The sequence below is a fragment of the Streptomyces sp. NBC_00028 genome (genome assembly GCF_045041065.1).
In the GTDB taxonomy this organism is placed as follows: Bacteria; Actinomycetota; Actinomycetes; order Streptomycetales; family Streptomycetaceae; genus Streptomyces.
In genome coordinates this window covers 2,819,103-2,838,200 of the sequence record NZ_CP108293.1, presented here as the reverse complement: position 1 = coordinate 2,838,200, position 19,098 = coordinate 2,819,103, and the positions used below count along the sequence as shown (strand labels likewise).

Here is a 19,098-nt window from a genome sequence, read left to right as displayed (position 1 = left end):
GCGGAGTGAGTGGGGTCGGGGACGGGCTGGGCAAGGTCGAAGTGAAGCTTCGATGGGATCCGAGCCCGTACGGGGAGCCGCCTCGGCATCTCGACATCATCGCCGCGACCTACCCGGTCGACGACCCGTACGGGCGGCCGGTGTATGTCGTGCACTACGAGAGTCGGTCGCCGGACGGCACGATCAACATGACCCGGCACAGCGAGACCGGCATGGGGTTCGGGTTCGTCGAGGCGATGGTGCTGGAGTTCGACCGGGTGTCGTCCGCCTACGGCCGGGTGGTGGTCGGCGTGGCCATCCACCAGGACACCGGTCCTCGTCCGTTCGGCGAGATATTCAACGCCGGCGTGGTCGTCCTCGACGGATACCGGCCGCTGTTGTCCGACGACTTCGCGGGTGTCGCCGAGGCCACGGCCGCGACGGTCGCGGAGTTCACCCGGGACGCGTCCGGGGCGTGGCGCTTCCACGGGATGGTCCGGGGATACGACAGCGATCCCGTGCTCTTCGCCGCGGAGATGGGCGGGATGCGGCAGTGAGTGGGGTGGCCGATGCGGACAGGGGCCGGTCGGGGGGCGTTCCACGCGGCACCTGGCATCCGCGAGGCTGATCGGCTGAGGGCAGAATGTCCGTATGACCGTTTACTGCGCTGTGCTGGACGACTATCAGGGTGCCGCCCTGGACCTGGTGGACTGGAGTGGTCTGGGCGGCAGGGTCGAGGTGCGGTCGTTCCGTGAACACATCGCCGATCGGGACAAGTTGGCCGCCGAGCTCGCCGACTGCGAGATCGTCGTCGCGATGCGGGAGCGCACCCCCTTCGACGCCGAAATGTTGAGCCGACTGCCCCGGTTGCGGCTGCTGGTGACCACCGGGATGCGCAATGCCTCCATCGACCTCGGCGCGGCGGCGGCCCAGGGGGTGACCGTGTGCGGTACGGCCAGCAGCTCGACCCCGCCCGTCGAGCTGACCTGGGCGCTGCTGCTCGGGCTCGCCCGGCAGGTCACTGTCGAGAGCCGGGCTGTGCGCGAGGGCGGGCCGTGGCAGTCCACCGTGGGGCAGGACCTGCACGGTCGCACCCTGGGTCTGCTCGGGCTCGGGAAGATCGGTTCGCGGGTGGCGCGGGTCGCGTCCGCCTTCGGCATGGAGGTGCTGGCGTGGAGTCAGCACCTCACCGCCGAGCGGGCCGCGGCGGAGGGCGTCCAACTCGCCGACAGCAAGGAGGACTTGCTGCGTCGCAGTGACTTCGTCTCGGTCCACCTCGTGCTGTCCGACCGCACCCGTGGCCTGCTCGGCGAGCCCGAACTGCGTGCCATGCGCCCGCACGCCTTCCTGGTCAACACCTCCCGAGCCGCGATCGTCGACCAGGCGGCGCTGCTGCGTGCCCTGCGCGAGGGCTGGATCGCCGGCGCCGGTCTCGACGTCTTCGACACCGAGCCCCTGCCCGCCGACGATCCCCTGCGCACCCTGCCGAACGTGCTGGCCACCCCGCACCTCGGCTATGTCACCGAGCACAACTACCGCACGTACTACCGGGAAGCGGTGGAGGACATCGCCGCGTTCCTGGACGGCAGCCCCGTGCGCACCCTGGTCTAGCGGCCGGGCGCCCGCCGTACCCCCGTCGCCGCCACCACCGCCCCCAGCACGCACAGCGCGCCCGCGACCAGCACCGACGTGTGTACGCCGTTCATGAAGGCCTGGTGGCTGCCCTCGGCGACCGCCGACTTCAGCCGCTCCGGCATCTCCGCGGAGACGGGGGCGGCGCCCATGGCCACCGCGTCCTTCGCCTCGGCCAACGCGGTCGACGTCCCGGCGGGGACGCCGGCGGAGGTCAACTCGTCGGTGAGGGTGGCGCCGACGCGGCTCGTGATGAGGGAGACCAGCACGGACGTACCGAGCGCGCCGCCGATCTGGAGCGCGGTCGCCTGCAGACCGCCCGCCACTCCGCCGTCCTTCACCGGCGCGTTGCCGACGATCGCGTCGGAGGAGGACGCCATCACCATGCCGACGCCCAGGCCGAGGGCGATGAACGGCGGCCACATGGTGGTGTACGAGGAGTCCGCGCTCCAACTCAGCATGGTGAAGCAGGCGATGGCCTGGAGCGCCATGCCGAGCGGCATCGTCAGGCGAGGGCCGAAGCGGTCCGTGAGCGCGGCGCCCAGCGGGGAGGCCACGACCGAGGCCAGGCTCAGCGGCAGGGTGCGGACACCGGCCTCGACGGGGGAGAAGCCGCGCACGTTCTGCAGGTACAGCATGACGAAGAAGATCACGCCGAGCAGTACGAAGAAGTTCAGCGCGGTGATGACCGTGCCGATCGTCAGCGCCGGGTTGCGGAACAGCCGCATCGGGAGGAGCGGGGAGGCCACCCGGGTCTCGTACCAGCCGAAGAGCACCAGGATCAGTACGCCCGCCGCGATCGCGCCCAGGGTGCCCCCCGAGGCCCAGCCCCACGTCTCGCCCTTGACGACGCCGAAGACGACGCAGAGCAGGCCGAGGGCGAGCAGGGCGATCCCGGCGAGGTCGAACTTCTCGTCCGCCGCTGCCGTGTTCTTGCTCTGCGGCAGGACCGCCGCGCTGAAGACGAGCGCCACGACGCCGATGGGCGCGTTGATGTAGAAGACGGACTCCCAGTTGACGTGCTGCACCAACAGGCCGCCGACTATGGGGCCGAGGGCCGTCGACACCGAGGAGACCATCGCCCAGATGCCGACCGCCATCCCGAACTTCTTCGGCGGGAACACCGCGCGCAGCATGCCCAGGGTGTTCGGCATCAGCAGCGCGCCGAAGAAGCCCTGCACCGCGCGGAAGACGATGACGCCGGTGATCGAGCCGGACAGGCCGATGGCGACGGACGCGGCGGTGAAGCCCGCGACGCCGATCAGATAGAAGGTGCGGCGGCCGAAGCGGTCACCGAGCTTGCCGCCGAGGATCAGGGCCGCGGCGAGCGCCAGGAGATAGGAGTTGGTGACCCACTGGAGGTCGGCGGTGGAGGCGTTGAGGTCCCGGCCGATCTCCGGGTTGGCGATCGAGACGACCGAGCCGTCGAGGCCGACCATGAAGAGGCCGAAGGCGACGGCTATGAGGGTCAGCCAGGGGTTGGCGCGCGGGCCGCGGGGTGTCGCGGCGGCGTCCGTAGGGGTGGTCAGGGTGGCGGAGGGCATGGCTGTGCCTGTCCTTCGTGAGGGCGTGAGTGATCAGCGGGCGTGGGTGTGGAGATGTCCGCTGAGCGACTCGAGTGCCCCCAACGCCGAGCCGAGGGCGTCCAGTTCGCCGTCGGTGAGGGCGCGCAGGGCGCGCGCGAGATGGGCGCCCCCCAGCTGGTTGACCTCGGTGAGGCGCTGCCGGGAGGTCGGCGTGAGATGGAGGTGCGCGACCCGCTTGTCGGCGGGGTCCTGCCGGCGCTCCAGAAGCCCCAGCTCGGTCATCTGCGTGACGAGCGCGCTCACGTTGTTCGGCTTCATCAGCAGGGCGTCCGCGGTCTCGCGTACGGTCACGCCCTCGTGCGCCTCGACATGGCGCAGCAGGGCCAGCTGGGCCTCGGGCGGCTTGGGGTGCGGGAAGTCCTGGCCGACCTGGCGGTCCAGGGCGCGGTAGAGAGCGGGCAGGCATGCCGCGAGGCCTGCGGCCACGTGGTCGATGTCCTGGCGCATGGAGCGAGGATAGGTATGCACCGATACCTATGTCAACATAGGTGATTCCGTCCGGGCATGGGTGTGGGGCGACCCCCAAGGGCCGCCCCACGTCAGGCGATCAGGTCATCAGACCAGGTCGAAGCGGTCCGCGTTCGAGACCTTGACCCACGCCGCGACGAAGTCCTTCACGAACTTCTCCTTCGCGTCGTCGGCCGCGTACACCTCGGCCAGCGCCCGCAGCTCGGAGTTCGAGCCGAAGACCAGGTCGGCACGGGTGCCGGTCCACTTGACCTCGCCGGTGGCGTCGTCGCGGGACTCGAAGACCGTCTGGTCCTCGGAGACGGCGGTCCAGGTCTGGCCCAGGTCGAGCAGGTTGACGAAGAAGTCGTTCGTCAGCTTGCCCGGGGTCTTCGTGAGGACGCCGTGCGCGGTCTTCTGGTAGTTGGCGCCCAGGACGCGCAGACCGCCGACGAGGACGGTCAGCTCGGGAGCGCTCAGGCCCAGCAGGTTCGCCCTGTCCAGCAGCAGGAACTCGGCCGGCAGACGGTTGCCCTTGCCGAGGTAGTTGCGGAAGCCGTCGGCGGTGGGCTCGAGCGCGGCGAAGGACTCCGCGTCCGTGTGCTCGTCCGTGGCGTCCACGCGACCCGGGGTGAAGGGCACCTCGATGTCGTGACCGGCGTCCTTGGCGGCCTTCTCGACACCGGCGGCACCGCCGAGGACGATCAGGTCGGCGATCGAGACCTTCTTGGCGCCGGTGTTGAACCCGGCCTGGATGCCTTCGAGGACGCGCAGCACCTGGGCCAGCTCGTCGGGCTCGTTGACCTCCCAGCCGGCCTGCGGCTGGAGGCGGATACGGGCGCCGTTGGCACCGCCGCGCTTGTCGCTGTTGCGGTACGTCGAGGCCGACGCCCACGCGGTGGACACCAGCTGCGCGACCGACAGACCGGACTCGAGCAGCTTGGCCTTGAGCGCCGCGACGTCGGCGGCGTCGATGGCCTCGCCCTCGGCCTCCGGCAGCGGGTCCTGCCACAGCAGGGTCTCCGCCGGGACCTCGGAGCCGAGGTACAGCGACTTCGGGCCCATGTCACGGTGAGTCAGCTTGAACCAGGCACGGGCGAAGGCGTCCGCGAACTGGTCGGGGTTCTCGTAGAAGCGACGCGAGATCTGCTCGTAGACCGGGTCGAAGCGCAGCGACAGGTCGGTGGTGAGCATCGTCGGGAGCTTCTTCTTCGACGCGTCGTGGGCGTCGGGGATGATCGCCTCGGCGTTCTTGGCGACCCACTGGTGGGCGCCGGCCGGGCTCGCCGACAGCTCGTACTCGTACTCGAAGAGGTTCTTGAAGAACCCGTTGCTCCACTGGGTCGGCGTGGCGGTCCAGGTGACCTCCAGGCCGGAGGTGATCGCGTCGCCGCCCTTGCCGGTGCCGTAGGTGCTGGCCCAGCCGAGGCCCTGCGCCTCGATCGGGGCGGCCTCGGGGTCGGCGCCCACGTTGTCGGCCGGGCCGGCGCCGTGGGTCTTGCCGAAGGTGTGGCCACCGGCGATGAGGGCGACGGTCTCCTCGTCGTTCATCGCCATCCGGCGGAAGGTCTCACGGATGTCGCGGGCCGCGGCGATCGGGTCCGGGTTGCCGTTGGGGCCCTCGGGGTTGACGTAGATGAGGCCCATCTGGACGGCGCCGAGGGGGCTCTCCAGCTCACGGTCGCCCGTGTAGCGCTGGTCGTCGAGCCAGACCTTCTCGGGACCCCAGTAGACGTCCTCCTCCGACTCCCAGACGTCCTCGCGGCCGCCGCCGAAGCCGAAGGTCTCGAAGCCCATGGACTCCAGGGCCACGTTGCCGGCGAGGATCATCAGGTCGGCCCAGGACAGGCTCTGGCCGTACTTCTTCTTCACGGGCCACAGCAGTCGGCGGGCCTTGTCCAGGTTGCCGTTGTCCGGCCAGCTGTTCAGCGGGGCGAAGCGCTGCTGGCCGGCGCCGGCGCCGCCACGGCCGTCGCTGATGCGGTAGGTGCCCGCGCTGTGCCAGGCCATCCGGACCATGAAGGGGCCGTAGTGACCGAAGTCGGCCGGCCACCAGTCCTTGGAGTCCGTCAGGACCTCGGCGATGTCCTGTTTCACGGCCGCCAGGTCCAGGGCCTGGAAGGCCGCCGCGTAGTCGAACTCCTCACCGAGCGGGTTCGCCACGGCGGGGTTCTTGGCCAGGATCTTCAGGTTGAGTCGCTCCGGCCACCACTGGCGGTTGCCACCGCCCTGGGTGGGGTGCAGGGCGCGGTCGTGCGCCACGGGGCACTTGCCCTCGGGGGTGGCGTTGCTCTCGGACATGGGGGAATCCTTCCGGACGGGGCGGATCGTTGGAGCTCAGGAACGGGGAGCTCGGGAAAACTGGGAGCTCAGGAACTACTGGTGGACGAGCAGGCGGGGCACAGGCCCCAGTAGATGACCTCGGCCTCGTCGACGGTGAAGCCGCGGTCGTCCGCTGCGGTCAGACAGGGGGCATGACCGACCGCGCAGTCGACGTCGACGACGACACCGCACGACCGGCACACCAGGTGGTGGTGGTTGTCGCCGACCCGACCCTCGAAGCGGGCGGGGCTGCCCGGCGGCTCGATACGGCGCACCAGCCCGGCCGTGGTCAGCGCGTGGAGGGCGTCGTACACGGCCTGAAGCGATATGTGACCGACCCGGTCGCGCACACCCTCGGCGATCATCTCGACGCCGAGGTGGTCCCCGGCGCGGACGGTCTCCAGCAGGGCGACCCGGGCGGCCGTCACCCGCAGGCCGGCACCGCGCAGCTCATCGGCGGGGGTCGGGGTCCGGGGTGCGGTCATGCGGACAACCTACCGCGCTAAACACGAATAGTTCAAGAAAAGGAATGCTCCCAGTTTGATGGCGCTCACGTTGACCGGAAGAGAACCCCTGGGGGTACAGGGGCGAGAGGGATCACCGCCGTAGCAACCGCGCCGCCCCGAGCGCCGCACCGGCCACCGCCGCCCCGCTCCCCGCCAGCGCGAGCGCCTGGGCCCGGCGGCCCGGAGGCGCGGGGCGGGCACCCGGGGCCACCCCGTACGCGCTGCCGTGAGCGCCGCCGTCCGGCAGCCCCACCGCCAGCAGCTCCGCGAGATGCACCGCCTCGTGGCCGCCGCTGTCGAACTCGGCGATCTGGGTGCGGCAGCTGAAACCGTCGGCCAGGACCACCGTCTCCGGGGCGGCCTCCCGCAGCCTCGGCAGCAGGACGCGCTCCGCGCAGGCCTCGCTGACGTCCAGGTGGCCCGGCTCGAAGCCGAAGTTCCCGGCCAGCCCGCAGCAGCCGGAGTCCAGCCGCTCGGCGTCGACACCGGCGCGGTGCAGGAGCTCGGCGTCGGCTTCCCAGCCGAGGACCGCGTGCTGATGGCAGTGCACCTGGGCCAGGGCGCGCGCGGACCGCTCCGGGACCTGCGGGGGCGCGTAGCCGGGGGAGTGCTCGGTGAGCAGCTCCGCCAACGTCACCGTCCTCTCGCGCAGCCGCCGTACGTCCCGGTCGCCGGGGAACAGGTCGCCCGCGTCGGAGCGGAACACCGCCGAACAGCTCGGCTCCAGCGTGACCACCAGCCCGCCGTCCCGCACATGCGGCGCGAGACGTCGTACGGTACGGCCCAACACCCGCTCGGCGACGCCGAGTTGCCCGGTGGAGATCCAGGTCAGCCCGCAGCACAGCGGCTCGATGGGCAGCTCCACCCGCCAGCCCGCGTGCTCCAGCAGGGCCACGGCGGCCCGGCCGACGTGCGGATGGAAGTGGTTGGTGAAGGTGTCCGGCCACAGCAGGACGCTGCCGCGCGAGCCGTCGCCGTACGGCTCACGGCGGGCGAACCACTGCTGGAGCGTCTCCCCGGCGAACAGCGGGATCTCCCGGTTCTCCACCCCGGCGGCGGCCACGGCCGCCCTCGACAGGCCCGGGGCGTGGGTGAGCGCGTTCACGGCCGGACCGAGCCGGGAGCGGCCCACGGCCTGCGCCGCCAGCGGTAGCCACCCCATCGAGAGGTGCGCACGGGGCCTGCGCCACCAGCGGCCCTCGTAGTGGTGGGAGAGGAACTCCGCCTTGTACGTCGCCATGTCGACGTCGGCCGGACAGTCGCTCTTGCAGCCCTTGCAGGCCAGACACAGATCAAGCGCGTCGTGCACCGCCTGCGAACGCCACCCGTCCTGGATCGCGCTGTCGCCATGACCGTCGAGCATCTCGAACAGCAGCCGGGCCCGGCCCCGCGTGGAGTGCTCCTCCTCCCGCGTGACCTGGTACGACGGGCACATCACCGAACCCTCGCTGGTCAGCTGACGGCATTTGCCCACGCCCACACAGCGGTTGGCGGCCTCGGCGAAGGAGCCGCCGTCGTCCGGGAACCGGAAATGCAGGTCCTTCGGGGTATACGGGGCCCAGTCAGCGCCGAGCCTGAGGTTCTCGTCGAGGCGGTACGGTGCCACGACCTTCCCGGGGTTCATCCGGTTGAGCGGGTCGAAGGCGCCCTTCAACTCCTCGAAGGCGGCGACCAGTCGCTCCCCGAACATGCGCGGCAGCAGCTCGCCCCGGCTCTGCCCGTCGCCGTGCTCACCGGAGAACGAGCCGCCGAACTCGGCGACCAGATCGGCCGCCCGCTCCATGAACCGCCGGTACGCGGCCACCCCGTCGGCCGAGTACAGGTCGAAGGGGATCCGGGTGTGCACGCACCCCTGCCCGAAGTGGCCGTACAGACTGGGCCCGGTGTCGCTGAGATACCCGAACTCGTCGTAGAGATGCCGCAGTCGGCGCAGATAGTCGCCGAGGCGCTCGGGCGGCACCGCCGAGTCCTCCCAGCCCTCGAAGGTGTCGGGCCGGCCCGGGATGTGCGCGGTGGCGCCGAGGCCGGCCTCGCGGACCTGCCACAACTCCGCCTCGTGGGACGGGTCGTCGAGGAAGGCGACCGTGGCGTCGTGCTCGGACTCGTGCAGCCCGTCCAGCATCCGGTGCGCGTGCTCGTCGGACTCCTCGACCGTGTCACCGCCGAACTGCACCATCAAATAGGCGTTTCCGTCAGGGAGTTGGGCACGTGCCTTAGGGTTGAGACGCTTGATCCGCTCGTCCCTGATCAGCCGTGAGTCGACGCCTTCGAGTGCGATGGGCTCGTACGGCAGGATCGCCGGTACGGCGTCCGCGGCCGTGTCGATGTCCGGGAAGCCGAGGACGACCAGCGTCTGTTCGTTCACCACCGGCACCAGCCTCAGCTCGGCGCGCAGCACGGTCACCAGCGTCGACTCGCTGCCGACGAGCAGGCCGGCGACGTCGAAGCCGTGCTCGGGCAGGAGGGAGTCGAGGTTGTAGCCGGAGACACGGCGGGGGATGTCCGGGAAGCGGTCGCGGATCTCGTCGGCGTGGGTGTCGCGGAGGGTACGCAGATGCCGGTAGAGGGTGGCGCGCAGGTCGCCCTGCCGTTCGATGGCGGCGTACTCCTCGTCGCTGGTCGGCCCGCACCAGAACCGGGTGCCGTCGTAGAGGAGCACCTCCAGGCGGGCGATGTTGTCCACGACCTTGCCGTACGCCTGGGCGGTGGCGCCGCAGGAGTTGTTGCCGATCATGCCGCCGAGCGTGCAGTTGGCGTGCGTGGCCGGTTCCGGGCCGAACCGGAGGCCGGTGGGGGCCAGTTGGCGGTTGAGCTCGTCCAGGACGATGCCGGGTTGGACGACGCAGGTACGGGCGTCGGGATCCACCGATTCGAGCCGGCCGCAGTACTTCGACCAGTCGATCACCACCGCGGTGTTGGTGCACTGACCGGCGAGGCTGGTGCCGCCGCCCCGCGAGAGGACGGGGGCGTCGTACTCCCGGGCGACCGCCACGGCCTCGGCCGCGGCCTCGGGGGTACGCGGCACGACCACGCCGATCGGCGTCTGCCGGAAGTTGGAGGCATCGGTGGAGTAGGCGGCACGGGACCCGGCATCGAAGCGGACCTCGCCGTCCACGCGGTGACGGAGAGCTGATTCCAGGGTGGGCATGGACGCCGGGTACCCAATTAATGGCTCAGTCGCCTCCGGGGCGCTTCATGCCGGTGTCGAGAGCGCGATCGTGCTCGACCCTTCGGGCCTCCGCGCGTTCGCACTCTCGACACCGGCGCGCCCCTACGGCTCCTTCGCGGCCGGTGGCCCGCAGACAGTGGATGTTGGTGGGCCTGTGCCGTGGGTGCCGGCACAGAGGTTCTCTACGCCTCCGGCGTGACCGGCTCTGTTGTCGCCTCCGGCATCAGCGCGCGCATCGCCTCGCACTGGGCCGGGCCCATGACGCGGGACAGGCCCTCCTTGACCGTCTCGGCGAGGGTGGTGGAGGCGTCTTTGAGGAGGCCTCGGGCCTTTTCCGTGAGGGCCACCTCGACGCCTCGTTTGTCGCCACAGACGGACTGGCGGGTGACCAGGCCCGCGTGCTGGAGGCAGGCGATCTGGTAGGTGAGGCGGGTCTTAGGGCGGCCCAGGAGTTCGGCGACCCGGGTCATGCGCAGCGCCTCGCCGGGGTGCCCGGCCAGCAGGCACAGGATCAGGAACTCGTCGTGGGAGACGTCCAGCCGCTCCTTGACCACGGAGCGCAACTCCTGCTCGACGGCCCCGGTCGCGGCCAGCATCAGCATCCAGGCGTGCAGTTCGGCGGGGAGCAGCCCGTCACCTGCGGAAGAGGGGCATGCGGAGTGGTCGGCCATGGGTTCTAGTGTATCTGTTGTTCAAATTTGGATTAGAGGCTACGGTGGGTCGCATCGCATCATCCAAATTTGGACTATAGCTCGCAGGAGTGAGAACCATGACCGTCGCCGTCGAAACCGGGACCTGGCAGCTCGACACCGCCGCCACGACCGTCGGGATCAAGCACAAGACCATGTGGAACCTGGTCACCGTGAAGGGCACCTTCGGCGCCGTCAACGGTCAGGGCGAGGTGCGGACCGACGGGTCGGCCGTGGGCACCCTGACCCTGGACGTGGCCTCCCTGGACACCAAGAACGCCAAGCGGGACACGCACCTGAGGTCGGCGGACTTCTTCGACGCCGACAACCACCCCGAGATCACCTTCGCGGTGCGCAGCGCCGAGCTGCGGGACGGCGACAAGGTGCACGTGATCGGTCAGCTGACCGTGCGCGGCATCAGCCGCCCCCAGTCCTTCACCGCCCGGCTCGTCGGCGCGGACGCCGACGCGGTCACCCTGGATACCGAGTTCTCCGTGGACCGGGAGCACTTCGGCATGGGATGGAACCAGCTGGGCATGATCCGCGGCCTGACCACGGTCACCGCGACGCTCCGGTTCACCCGGACGGCAGCCTGACGTAGGTGGTCGACAGGGTCTGGGGTACGGCCGTGAACACCCGCAGACGCAGCTGCGCGCCGGCCCTGGGGATGACGTACCGCCCGCCGTACGGCTCGGCGGGCGGCCCGAGCTCGTAGCGCGCCGTGGTGTGGGCCGGGAGGGACTTCGGGCCCCGCACGATCCGCCAGTACCGGCTCATGCCCTGGCCCGCGGTCAGCATGAAGTGGGGCGCGAGCGGGGTGCCGGACGTGTTGGTGACCGTGAGGGCGAGGCGGGACGCCTTGACCGGGTGGGAGCGGTGCAGCGCGGTGATCGTCAGGTGGAGGGGTGGTTCGCCCGTCGCGGCGAGGCCGGCCGCCAGGAGGGCCGGGGTGAGGGCCAGCGCGGCTACGGCGACCCGGATGCGCTGGGCGCCCAGGCGTGGCTGCCACGCCCCCGCGAACTCCGACGCCGGTGCCGTGACCGCCGAGGCCAGCCACAGGGGCGTCATCATCAGGTAGTAGCCGTCCTGCGAGCGCGTCGCCAGGAAGAACGCGCACCAGGGCAGGGCCGTCGCCGCGGGGCCGAGCCGGCGTACGAAGAGCACGAAGACCAGGAACAGGCCCGCCGCCAGCAGCAGGCTCGCGTGGGAGTACCAGTCGAGGCGGTCGCTGCCGTCCGTGAGGTACAGGGACACGTCCACCAGGCCCTGGCCGTGCAGCACCGCCCCCTGGGTGAGCGGCAGGGCGACGCCCTCCAGCCAGGCCTTCGGCTCGCTCACGACGAAGTACGTGTTGAGCAGGAGCCATACGGTGGCCGCGGTCCCGGTGAAGCGGAGCAGGAGCAGGGCCGCCGGGCGGGCGCCCAGTTCGCCCCTGCGTACGGCGTAGAGGCCGGCCAGGAGGAACGGGGCCAGGAACCACGGGAGTTGCTGTGCGGCGCAGGCCGCGCCGAGACAGGCGGCGCGGGCCAGGCCGGACGTGCCCAGGCGGCCGCCCTTTCCGATGCGTGGCCAGCCGACGACCACGGGGACCAGCAGGGCCAGGCCCACGATCGCCGGGTAACCGAGCCGGGCGTACTGGGGCAGCATGCCGAAGCCCAGGAAGACCATGGTCGCCGTCGGGCGCCAGGGGGCGGGCAGCATCCGCCACAGCAGCACCGCGCCCACGATCAGTGCGGCGGTGCTCACCGCCGTCGCCGGGGCGGCCCCGTGGCCCAGCCCGAGGAAGGGCACGGTCAGGAGCGGGGCCAGTGGGGGATAGCCGTAGGTGAGGTCGTAGGTGCCGGTGACCGTGGGGGTGAGGGCGACCGTGCGGCCGAACAGCCAGGGCCACGGCCTGCCGTACATCGGATGGCCCGCGGCCAGCTCCTTGGCCGCCTGTGTCGTCAGCTGGGCCTCGTCGCCGCCCTGGTGGAGCAGCACCCAGGCGCACACCGTCAGCGTCACGGCCGTCAGCAGGATCAGCAGGTCGAGGCGGGCCAGGGAGCGGTGGCGGCGGACCGTCAGGGCCAGGACGCCGCACCCGAGGATCGAGGCGTAACAGACGGAGATGACCGCGGCCACCGCCACCCGGTGCGAGGCCGCCTGGGTCCAGACCGCGCGGGTGCCGATGAAGAGGCTGACGTCGGCCAGCAGGGTCAGGACACGATGCCACTGCGCGGGTGGCCCCTGGGCCGGGTGTTCCGGGGCGGCGGACACCGCCGACTGCGTCCGCCGGCCTGATGCCACCGGCGTCATGTCTGCCAAGTGCACGGCACGGAACCGTAATCGGACCCGGTGAGCGGGGCGGGCAGCGGAGGTGAAGAGTCCGGTGTGAGACCGGTAAAAAAGTACGGTCAGTACACATCCCGTACATATCGCTTCGCCGTCGCCAGCTGCTTCACATACGCTCCCGCCTCGTCCTCGCTCAGACCGCCGTGCGTGACCGCGATGTCCCTGAGCGCCCGGTCCACGTCCTTCGCCATGCGGGAGGCGTCGCCGCAGACGTAGAAGTGGGCGCCGTCCTGGAGCCAGCGCCACAGCTCGGGACCGTGTTCGCGCATCCGGTCCTGGACGTAGACCTTCTGGCGCTGGTCGCGGGAGAAGGCGGTGTCGAGACGGGCGAGGGTGCCCTCCGTGAGGAGTTCGGTCAGCTCGTCCTCGTAGTAGAAGTCGCTGGCGCGGTGCTGCTCGCCGAAGAACAGCCAGTTGGGCGCCCGGTGGCCGAGCGCGCGCCGCTCCTGGAGGAAGCCGACGAACGGGGCGACTCCGGTGCCGGGGCCCACCATGACCATGGGGGTGGTCGCGTCGGCGGGCGGGCGGAAGTGCGGGGAGGACTGCACGAACACCGGCACCTCGGTGTCGGGGTCCGCGTCCGCGAGGAACGGCGAGCAGACCCCACCGCGCGGCCTGCCGTGCAGGTTCTCGTACCGGACCACGGAGACGGTCAGCGAGACCAGGTGCGGGTCGGCCAGCGGACTCGACGATATGGAGTACAGGCGGGGTTGGAGCTTCTTGAGGACGGTCGCCCAGTCTGCCGCGCTCGCGCGGACCGGGTGCTCGGCGAGGACGTCGACCGCCTGCCGTCCCCAACTCCACTTCGCCAGGCCGTCCTTGTTGTCAGGGCGGAGCAGTCGGCGCAACTCACGGTCGTCGCGGGTGTGTTCGGCGACGAAACGGAGGAAGTCGGGGGTGATGCGGGTGATGTCGAGGTGGCGGTGCAGGGCCTCGGCGAAGGAGACCTCGTCGACTCCCGCCACGGACACGGCCGTTGAGCCGTCCACACCGGTCGCCGCCAGCCATTCCTCCACCAGGGACGCGGAGTTGACGGGGCGGACGCCGAGCGCGTCGCCCGCCTCGTAGGTCAGGGGCGTGCCGCTCGTGTCGAAGGTGAACCGCCGCACCTCCTTGCCCGCGCCGGGCCGGCTCAGCAGCCGGTTGCCGACGAGCCGGGCGGTGGTGGCAGCGGGCTTGGGGGCGCGTGCCTTCGGTTTCCTCGGCGCCTGTGGCGGTGCCTCGGTGTCGCTCAGCGCGGAGAGCACCTGGTCCAGCCAGGCGTCCGCGGTCGGCTCGTAGTCCGGTTCGCAGTCCGTGCGCGGGGCGAGCCGGACCGCGCCCAGCTCGTCGAGGCGGGCGTCCAGGCGGCGGCCGTGGCCGCAGAAGTCGTCGTACGACGAGTCGCCGAACGCCAGCACCGAGTACCGGACCCCGTCCAGGCGCGGGGCCTGCTCGGCGGCCAGCAGCTCCCAGAAGCCGGAGCCGTTGTCGGGGGCGTCCCCGTCGCCGAAGGTGCTGGTGACCAGCAGCAGGTCGGCGCCCTTGGGGAGGGTGCCGGGGTCGGTGGCGTCCATGCCGAGCAGGCTCGCGCGATGCCCGCTCTCGGACAGCCGGTCGGCGACCGCGCCGGCGAAGTCCTCCGCGTTGCCGGTCTGGGAGGCCCACAGCACGACGATCTCGCGGCCGGGGCGCTCCTGAGGCACCGTGGCGGAACGCGAGTACATGCCGGCGAGGACGCCGTTCACCCACAGCGCGTGCTCCGGACTGAACGGCGCGTCCGGCGGGAGCACGGGGACGCCCGGGGCGCCGGAGTCGATGCCCGCGAGGAAGCCGGTCAGGTAGAGCCGCTCCTGCGCGCTGAGGACGGGCGGCGGAGCGGGGGCGAGGCCGAAGAGGTCGGTGCCCGGGGTGACGGACGTGGGGACGATCGCCTGAGGAGCGGGGATCGTGGGTGTCGGCTCGTGGACCTTCGCCAGCGAGACCGCGCACACCTTGAACTCGGGCTGGAAGGAGATCGGGTCGACGGCGTCGCTGGTCACCGCGTTGACGCATCGATACTCGCCGAACAGGTCGTTCCAGTGGAACGGCGCGAACACACACCCCGGCCGGACCCGGTCGGTGACCACCGCGGGCAGCACCGCCCGGCCGCGCCGCGAGGCCACCTCCACCCCGTCACCGTCGACGATCCCGAGCGCCCGCGCGTCCTCGGGGTGCAGCTCCACGAACGGGCCGGGGTTCAGCTTGTTGAGCTTGGCGACCTTCCCGGTCTTGGTGAGCGTGTGCCACTGGTGCTGCACCCGCCCGGTGTTCAGCACGAAGGGGAAGTCGTCGTCCGGCAGTTCGGCGGGCGGCAGATGCGGCCGGGCGTGGAAGACGGCCCGGCCGGTCGGCGTCGGGAAGCGCGGGGTGCCGCCCTCGACGTACCGGATCGGATTGCGGGCGGGACCGTCCTCGGCGGCGGCAGGCCACTGCACGGGGGTGGAGCGCAGCCGCTCGTACGTCACCCCGCGCAGGTCCCAGCCCGTGACGGGGTTCCAGGCGCGGCGGATCTCCTCGAAGACGTCCTCGGCGCTGTCGTACGAGAAGCCCTTCTCGTACCCCATCTCGCGGGCGACGGCCGCGATGATCCGCCAGTCCGCCATCGCCTCGCCGGGCGGGTCGGCGACGGGGGCGGTGAGGGTGAGGTTGCGCTCGCTGTTGACGAAGACGCCCTCGCCCTCGGTCCACATCGCGCCGGGCAGGACGACGTCGGCGTACGCGTTGGTCTCCGTGTCGCTGAACACGTCCTGCGCGACGACGAACTCGGCGGCCTCCAGGCCCTCGATGACGGTACGGCGGTTGGCGACCGAGGCGACCGGGTTGGTGCAGATGATCCAGCAGGCCTTGATCTCGCCGTCGGCCATCTTCTGGAACATCTCGATCGTGCCCTTGCCCACGCCGTCCTTGCGGACGGTGCCCGGCGGCAGCTCCCAGAGGTCCTCGACGAACGCGCGCTCGGCGTCGATCAGGACCGACCGCTGGCCGGGCAGGCCCGGGCCCATGTAGCCCATCTCCCGGCCGCCCATGGCGTTCGGCTGGCCGGTGAGGGAGAACGGGCCGGAGCCGGGGCGGCAGATGGCGCCGGTCGCGAGGTGCAGGTTGACCAGGGCGTTGGTGTTCCAGGTGCCGTGCGTGGACTGGTTGAGGCCCATGGTCCACAGGCTCATCCACTCACCGGCCTCGCCGATCAGCCGCGCCGCCGTGCGCAGATCCTCCTCGGCCAGCCCCGTGAGCTCCGCGACGGCCGCCGGCGTGTAGTCGGCGAGGAACTCGGGCATCGCCTCCCAGCCCTCGGTGTGCGCGGCGATGAAGGCGGGGTCGGTGTGGCCGTTCGCGAGGAGGAGGTGGAGCAGACCGTTGAGGAGGGCGAGATCGGTGCCCGGCTTGATCTGGAGGAACAGGTCCGCCTTCGCGGCCGTCGCGGTACGCCTCGGATCGACGACGATCAGCCGGGCGGCCGCCTTGACCCGCTCCATCATCCGCAGGAAGAGGATCGGGTGGCAGTCGGCCATGTTCGAGCCGATGACGAAGAAGACATCGGCTCCTTCGAAGTCGTCGTACGACCCCGGGGGGCCGTCCGCGCCGAGCGACGTCTTGTAACCGGCCCCGGCGCTCGCCATGCACAGCCGGGAGTTCGACTCGATCTGGTTCGTGCGGACGAACCCCTTGGCGAGCTTGTTCGCCAGGTACTGGGCCTCCAGGCTCATCTGCCCGGAGACATAGAAGGCGACGGCGTCCGGGCCGTGCGTGTCGATGATCCGCCGCAGCCTGCGGGCCGTCTCGGCGACCGCGTCCGCCATCGGCGTGGGCACCGGCTCCTCACCGCGGTCGTCCCTGACCAGCGCGGTGGTCAGCCGGCCGGGCGCGGCGAGCATCTCGGCCGTGGTGGCGCCCTTGGTGCACAGCCGCCCCGCGTTCGCCGGGTGCGCCTTGTCGCCGGTGGCCTTCAGGACGGTACGGCGGCCGTCAGGACCCCTCCCGATGTCCAGCACGATCCCGCAGCCCACTCCGCAGTAGGAGCAGACCGAGCGCACCTGGGACGTGGGGGTGGTGGGGGTCACACGCTGCTCTTTCCTGACGGCCGGCTCATGGCCGAGAGCGTACGAATCGCCCATTACGTCGATGTCACATGGCTTGATCATGAGGAGTTACGTCGGCCACACAGCGCTCGGTGGCCCGATGTGAGGGGGTGTGACGGTGGCGGTCCGTGTCGCTGTTGGGCCGAACGGGTGACTTGGCGTAAGAATTGGCTGGTGCAGGCAATGAAGGCGAGCGATTTCGGGGGGAGCCGGTGAACAGCCACGACGTCACCGATGAACAGTGGGAAGGGCTCGCCCAGGTCGTTCCCTTGCGTGGCCGGGACGCCTGGCCGTCCTCGGTGGGCCATCGGGCGATGCCGGAAGCGGTCACGGAGCGCAGGCGCCGGTTCGTCGTCCTCCGCGTCAATGTGTTCGGGGACGCCCGCGAGGTCGCCGAGACGCTGATGGCGGGCATACCGGTGCTGCTGGATCTGACCGGCGCGGAGGGAGACGTCGCCAAGCGGGTCCTCGACTTCAGCACGGGCGTGGTCTTCGGGCTGAACAGCGGGATGCACCGGGTCGACCGCAATGTGTTCCTGCTGACGCCGCCCGGGACCGAGGTGAGCGGGCTGATGGAGGGGGCCGCGGGCGCTTCGGGGGTGTGAGCGGGGAGCGTGAGGGGGGCGCCAGGGGGCGTGCGGTCCCTCGATCGTAGGAAGGCTGTCCCGGAGGAACGGTTCGGCCGGTGGCGGAGTCCTACGGTCCGGATATGGCTGTGTCCTCAGTGTTGTCGACGTCGGCAGTCTCCGCCGAGCCCGTGGTGCCGTCGCAGGGACGGCCCCGGGCCGCGGAAGCCTCTTCGGCGCCTCCCGCCCCCGCCGACCACCGTTCTCTGCGCCCCCACCTCACCGAGCTGCGGCTGTCCGCGTTCGCCTCGCACCGAGGTGCGGCGTTCCCGCTCGGGCCGTTCACCCTGTTCTCCGGGCCCAGCGGCTGCGGCAAGACGAGCGCGCTGCGGGCGTACGAGGCGCTGGCCCGGCTCGGGGGTGGCGCAGAGCTCGGGGAGGTGTTCGTCGACCCGCACGCGTGCGTGCCGGAGCGGGCCCGGCCCGACGCCCAGCGGCGGCGCGGCTTCCGGATCGGCTGCACGGCCGACGGGCCCGAGGGTCAGGTCCGGCTCGACGTCGCCGTCCAGGCCGAGCCCGACCTGCGGATCGTGGGGGAGCGGCTGACGTCCGGCGGCCTCGTCCTGCTGGAGACGGCCCTGCGCGACCCCGCGCGCCGCGCCGTGCAGGCCGCCTGGCACACCGCCGGGGCCACTCCGGTGACCCGTGCTCCGCTGCCGGACGACCGGCTCGGCACCGCGCTGCTCCCCTTACGCGTGGCGGGCAAGACCGACGGACAGCGCCGGGTGCTCGCCGCCGCCGAACAGATGGTGGTCGCGCTGCGGTCGGTGTTCGCCTGTGATCCGCGCCCCGACCGGATGCGGCTGCCCGTCCCCGTCGGCTCCGGGCGGCTGCTCGGCGGCTGCGACAACCTCGCCGACGTGCTGGGGCGGACCCGCGCGGAATGCGGCCGACGGCACGCGCAGTTCGTCGCGGCCGTGCGTGCCGGGTGCGCGGGGCCGGTGGCGGACGTGCTGGCCGAGTCCCTCGGCGACGGGACGATCCGGGCGGTGCTCGACCGCGGTGCCGGTCCGCGGACCGCGCTCGGGCGGCTGGGCGACGGCGAGTTGCGGTACATCGCGCTCGCCCTGGTGCTGTTCACCGGGCCCGGGGTGCTGGAGGTCGACCCGGCGGGTGAGGTGCCGGCGGCGATGCAGGCGCTGACGGTCCTCGCCGATGACGTCGACCGCCGACTGGACCCGCGCCAACGCGGCGAACTGCTGCGGCTCGCGGCCCGGATGTGCGACCGGGGGCACATCCGGTTGCTCGGTACGACCACGGACGCGTCCTGGGCCGCGGGGACGGACGGGATCACGGTGGTACACCTGGAGCCGTGACAGAGCATCTCGATGTGGCGGGGCTTCAGCGCAGGCTGGCCGAGTTCGCGGCGGCCCGGAACTGGCAGCCGTACCACACCCCCAAGAACCTGGTCGCCGCGCTCAGCGTGGAGGCCTCCGAACTGGTGGAGATCTTCCAGTGGTTGACGCCGGAGGAGTCGGCGCGGGTCATGGACGACGCCGACTCCGCGCACCGGGTCACGGACGAGGTCGCCGATGTGCTCGCGTATCTGCTCCAGCTGTGCGAGGTGCTGGGGATCGACCCGCTGGCGGCGCTGGACGCGAAGATCGACCGGAACGAGCGGAGGTTTCCGGCGCCGTAGAGCTCCCTTGTCTGCGGGGAGGGGTACGACTCCGGGGAGCCGTACGATCCGTTTTCACTCTCCGCAGTCGAA

14 protein-coding genes are annotated in these 19,098 nt (G+C 71.3%); 6 read left to right on the top strand and 8 right to left on the bottom strand.

What is annotated here, in order from left to right:
- The first annotated feature begins 5 nt into the window (after positions 1-5).
- Both OG885_RS12375 and OG885_RS12370 read left to right on the top strand, forming a co-directional pair.
- Complete coding sequence (locus tag OG885_RS12375; protein WP_405730348.1) at positions 6-536, top strand: TerD family protein; 531 nt, start codon at positions 6-8, stop codon at positions 534-536.
- A gap of 94 nt (positions 537-630) precedes the next feature.
- Complete coding sequence (locus OG885_RS12370; RefSeq protein WP_405730346.1) at positions 631-1,590, top strand: D-2-hydroxyacid dehydrogenase family protein; 960 nt, start codon at positions 631-633, stop codon at positions 1,588-1,590.
- Here the strand turns inward: OG885_RS12370 and OG885_RS12365 are convergent.
- The 6 genes from OG885_RS12365 to OG885_RS12340 form a co-directional block, all read right to left on the bottom strand.
- Positions 1,587-3,155, bottom strand: coding sequence for an MFS transporter (locus OG885_RS12365; RefSeq protein WP_405730344.1), 1,569 nt, complete (start codon positions 3,153-3,155; stop codon positions 1,587-1,589). The genes OG885_RS12370 and OG885_RS12365 overlap by 4 nt on opposite strands.
- A gap of 33 nt (positions 3,156-3,188) precedes the next feature.
- Positions 3,189-3,644, bottom strand: a complete 456-nt coding sequence (locus OG885_RS12360) for a MarR family winged helix-turn-helix transcriptional regulator (RefSeq protein ID WP_405730342.1) — start codon at positions 3,642-3,644, stop codon at positions 3,189-3,191.
- A gap of 108 nt (positions 3,645-3,752) precedes the next feature.
- A complete protein-coding gene (katG, locus tag OG885_RS12355; RefSeq protein WP_405730340.1) occupies positions 3,753-5,945 on the bottom strand; it encodes a catalase/peroxidase HPI in 2,193 nt (730 codons plus the stop codon).
- Positions 5,946-6,013: 68 nt separating this feature from the next.
- Positions 6,014-6,451 carry a Fur family transcriptional regulator gene (locus tag OG885_RS12350; RefSeq protein WP_329333732.1) on the bottom strand — a complete coding sequence of 146 codons (438 nt, stop codon included), beginning with the start codon at positions 6,449-6,451 and terminating at the stop codon, positions 6,014-6,016.
- A gap of 112 nt (positions 6,452-6,563) precedes the next feature.
- On the bottom strand, positions 6,564-9,620 hold the full coding sequence (locus tag OG885_RS12345; RefSeq protein WP_405730337.1) for an FAD-binding and (Fe-S)-binding domain-containing protein: 3,057 nt from the start codon (positions 9,618-9,620) through the stop codon (positions 6,564-6,566).
- Positions 9,621-9,823: 203 nt separating this feature from the next.
- On the bottom strand, positions 9,824-10,312 hold the full coding sequence (locus tag OG885_RS12340) for a MarR family winged helix-turn-helix transcriptional regulator (protein ID WP_405730335.1): 489 nt from the start codon (positions 10,310-10,312) through the stop codon (positions 9,824-9,826).
- 98 nt (positions 10,313-10,410) lie between these two features.
- Here OG885_RS12340 and OG885_RS12335 point away from each other — a divergent pair, with 98 nt between their 5' ends.
- Positions 10,411-10,926: a YceI family protein gene (locus OG885_RS12335; protein WP_405730333.1), complete on the top strand. Its 516-nt coding sequence runs from the start codon at positions 10,411-10,413 to the stop codon at positions 10,924-10,926.
- Here the strand turns inward: OG885_RS12335 and OG885_RS12330 are convergent.
- Both OG885_RS12330 and OG885_RS12325 read right to left on the bottom strand, forming a co-directional pair.
- Complete coding sequence (locus OG885_RS12330; protein WP_405742708.1) at positions 10,907-12,625, bottom strand: hypothetical protein; 1,719 nt, start codon at positions 12,623-12,625, stop codon at positions 10,907-10,909. The genes OG885_RS12335 and OG885_RS12330 overlap by 20 nt on opposite strands.
- A gap of 98 nt (positions 12,626-12,723) precedes the next feature.
- Positions 12,724-16,743: a molybdopterin-dependent oxidoreductase gene (locus tag OG885_RS12325; protein WP_405730331.1), complete on the bottom strand. Its 4,020-nt coding sequence runs from the start codon at positions 16,741-16,743 to the stop codon at positions 12,724-12,726.
- A 230-nt stretch (positions 16,744-16,973) separates the two neighbouring features.
- Here OG885_RS12325 and sepF point away from each other — a divergent pair, with 230 nt between their 5' ends.
- The 3 genes from sepF (at position 16,974) to OG885_RS12310 (ending at position 19,026) form a co-directional block, all read left to right on the top strand.
- A complete protein-coding gene (gene sepF / locus OG885_RS12320; RefSeq protein WP_399950463.1) occupies positions 16,974-17,366 on the top strand; it encodes a cell division protein SepF in 393 nt (130 codons plus the stop codon).
- Between the two features lie 104 nt (positions 17,367-17,470).
- Entirely contained in the window at positions 17,471-18,703 is a 1,233-nt protein-coding gene (locus OG885_RS12315; protein ID WP_405730328.1) for an ATP-binding protein, read from the top strand.
- Positions 18,700-19,026, top strand: a complete 327-nt coding sequence (locus OG885_RS12310; RefSeq protein WP_329333723.1) for a nucleotide pyrophosphohydrolase — start codon at positions 18,700-18,702, stop codon at positions 19,024-19,026. The genes OG885_RS12315 and OG885_RS12310 overlap by 4 nt, the downstream gene beginning before the upstream one ends.
- Positions 19,027-19,098: the final 72 nt, after the last annotated feature.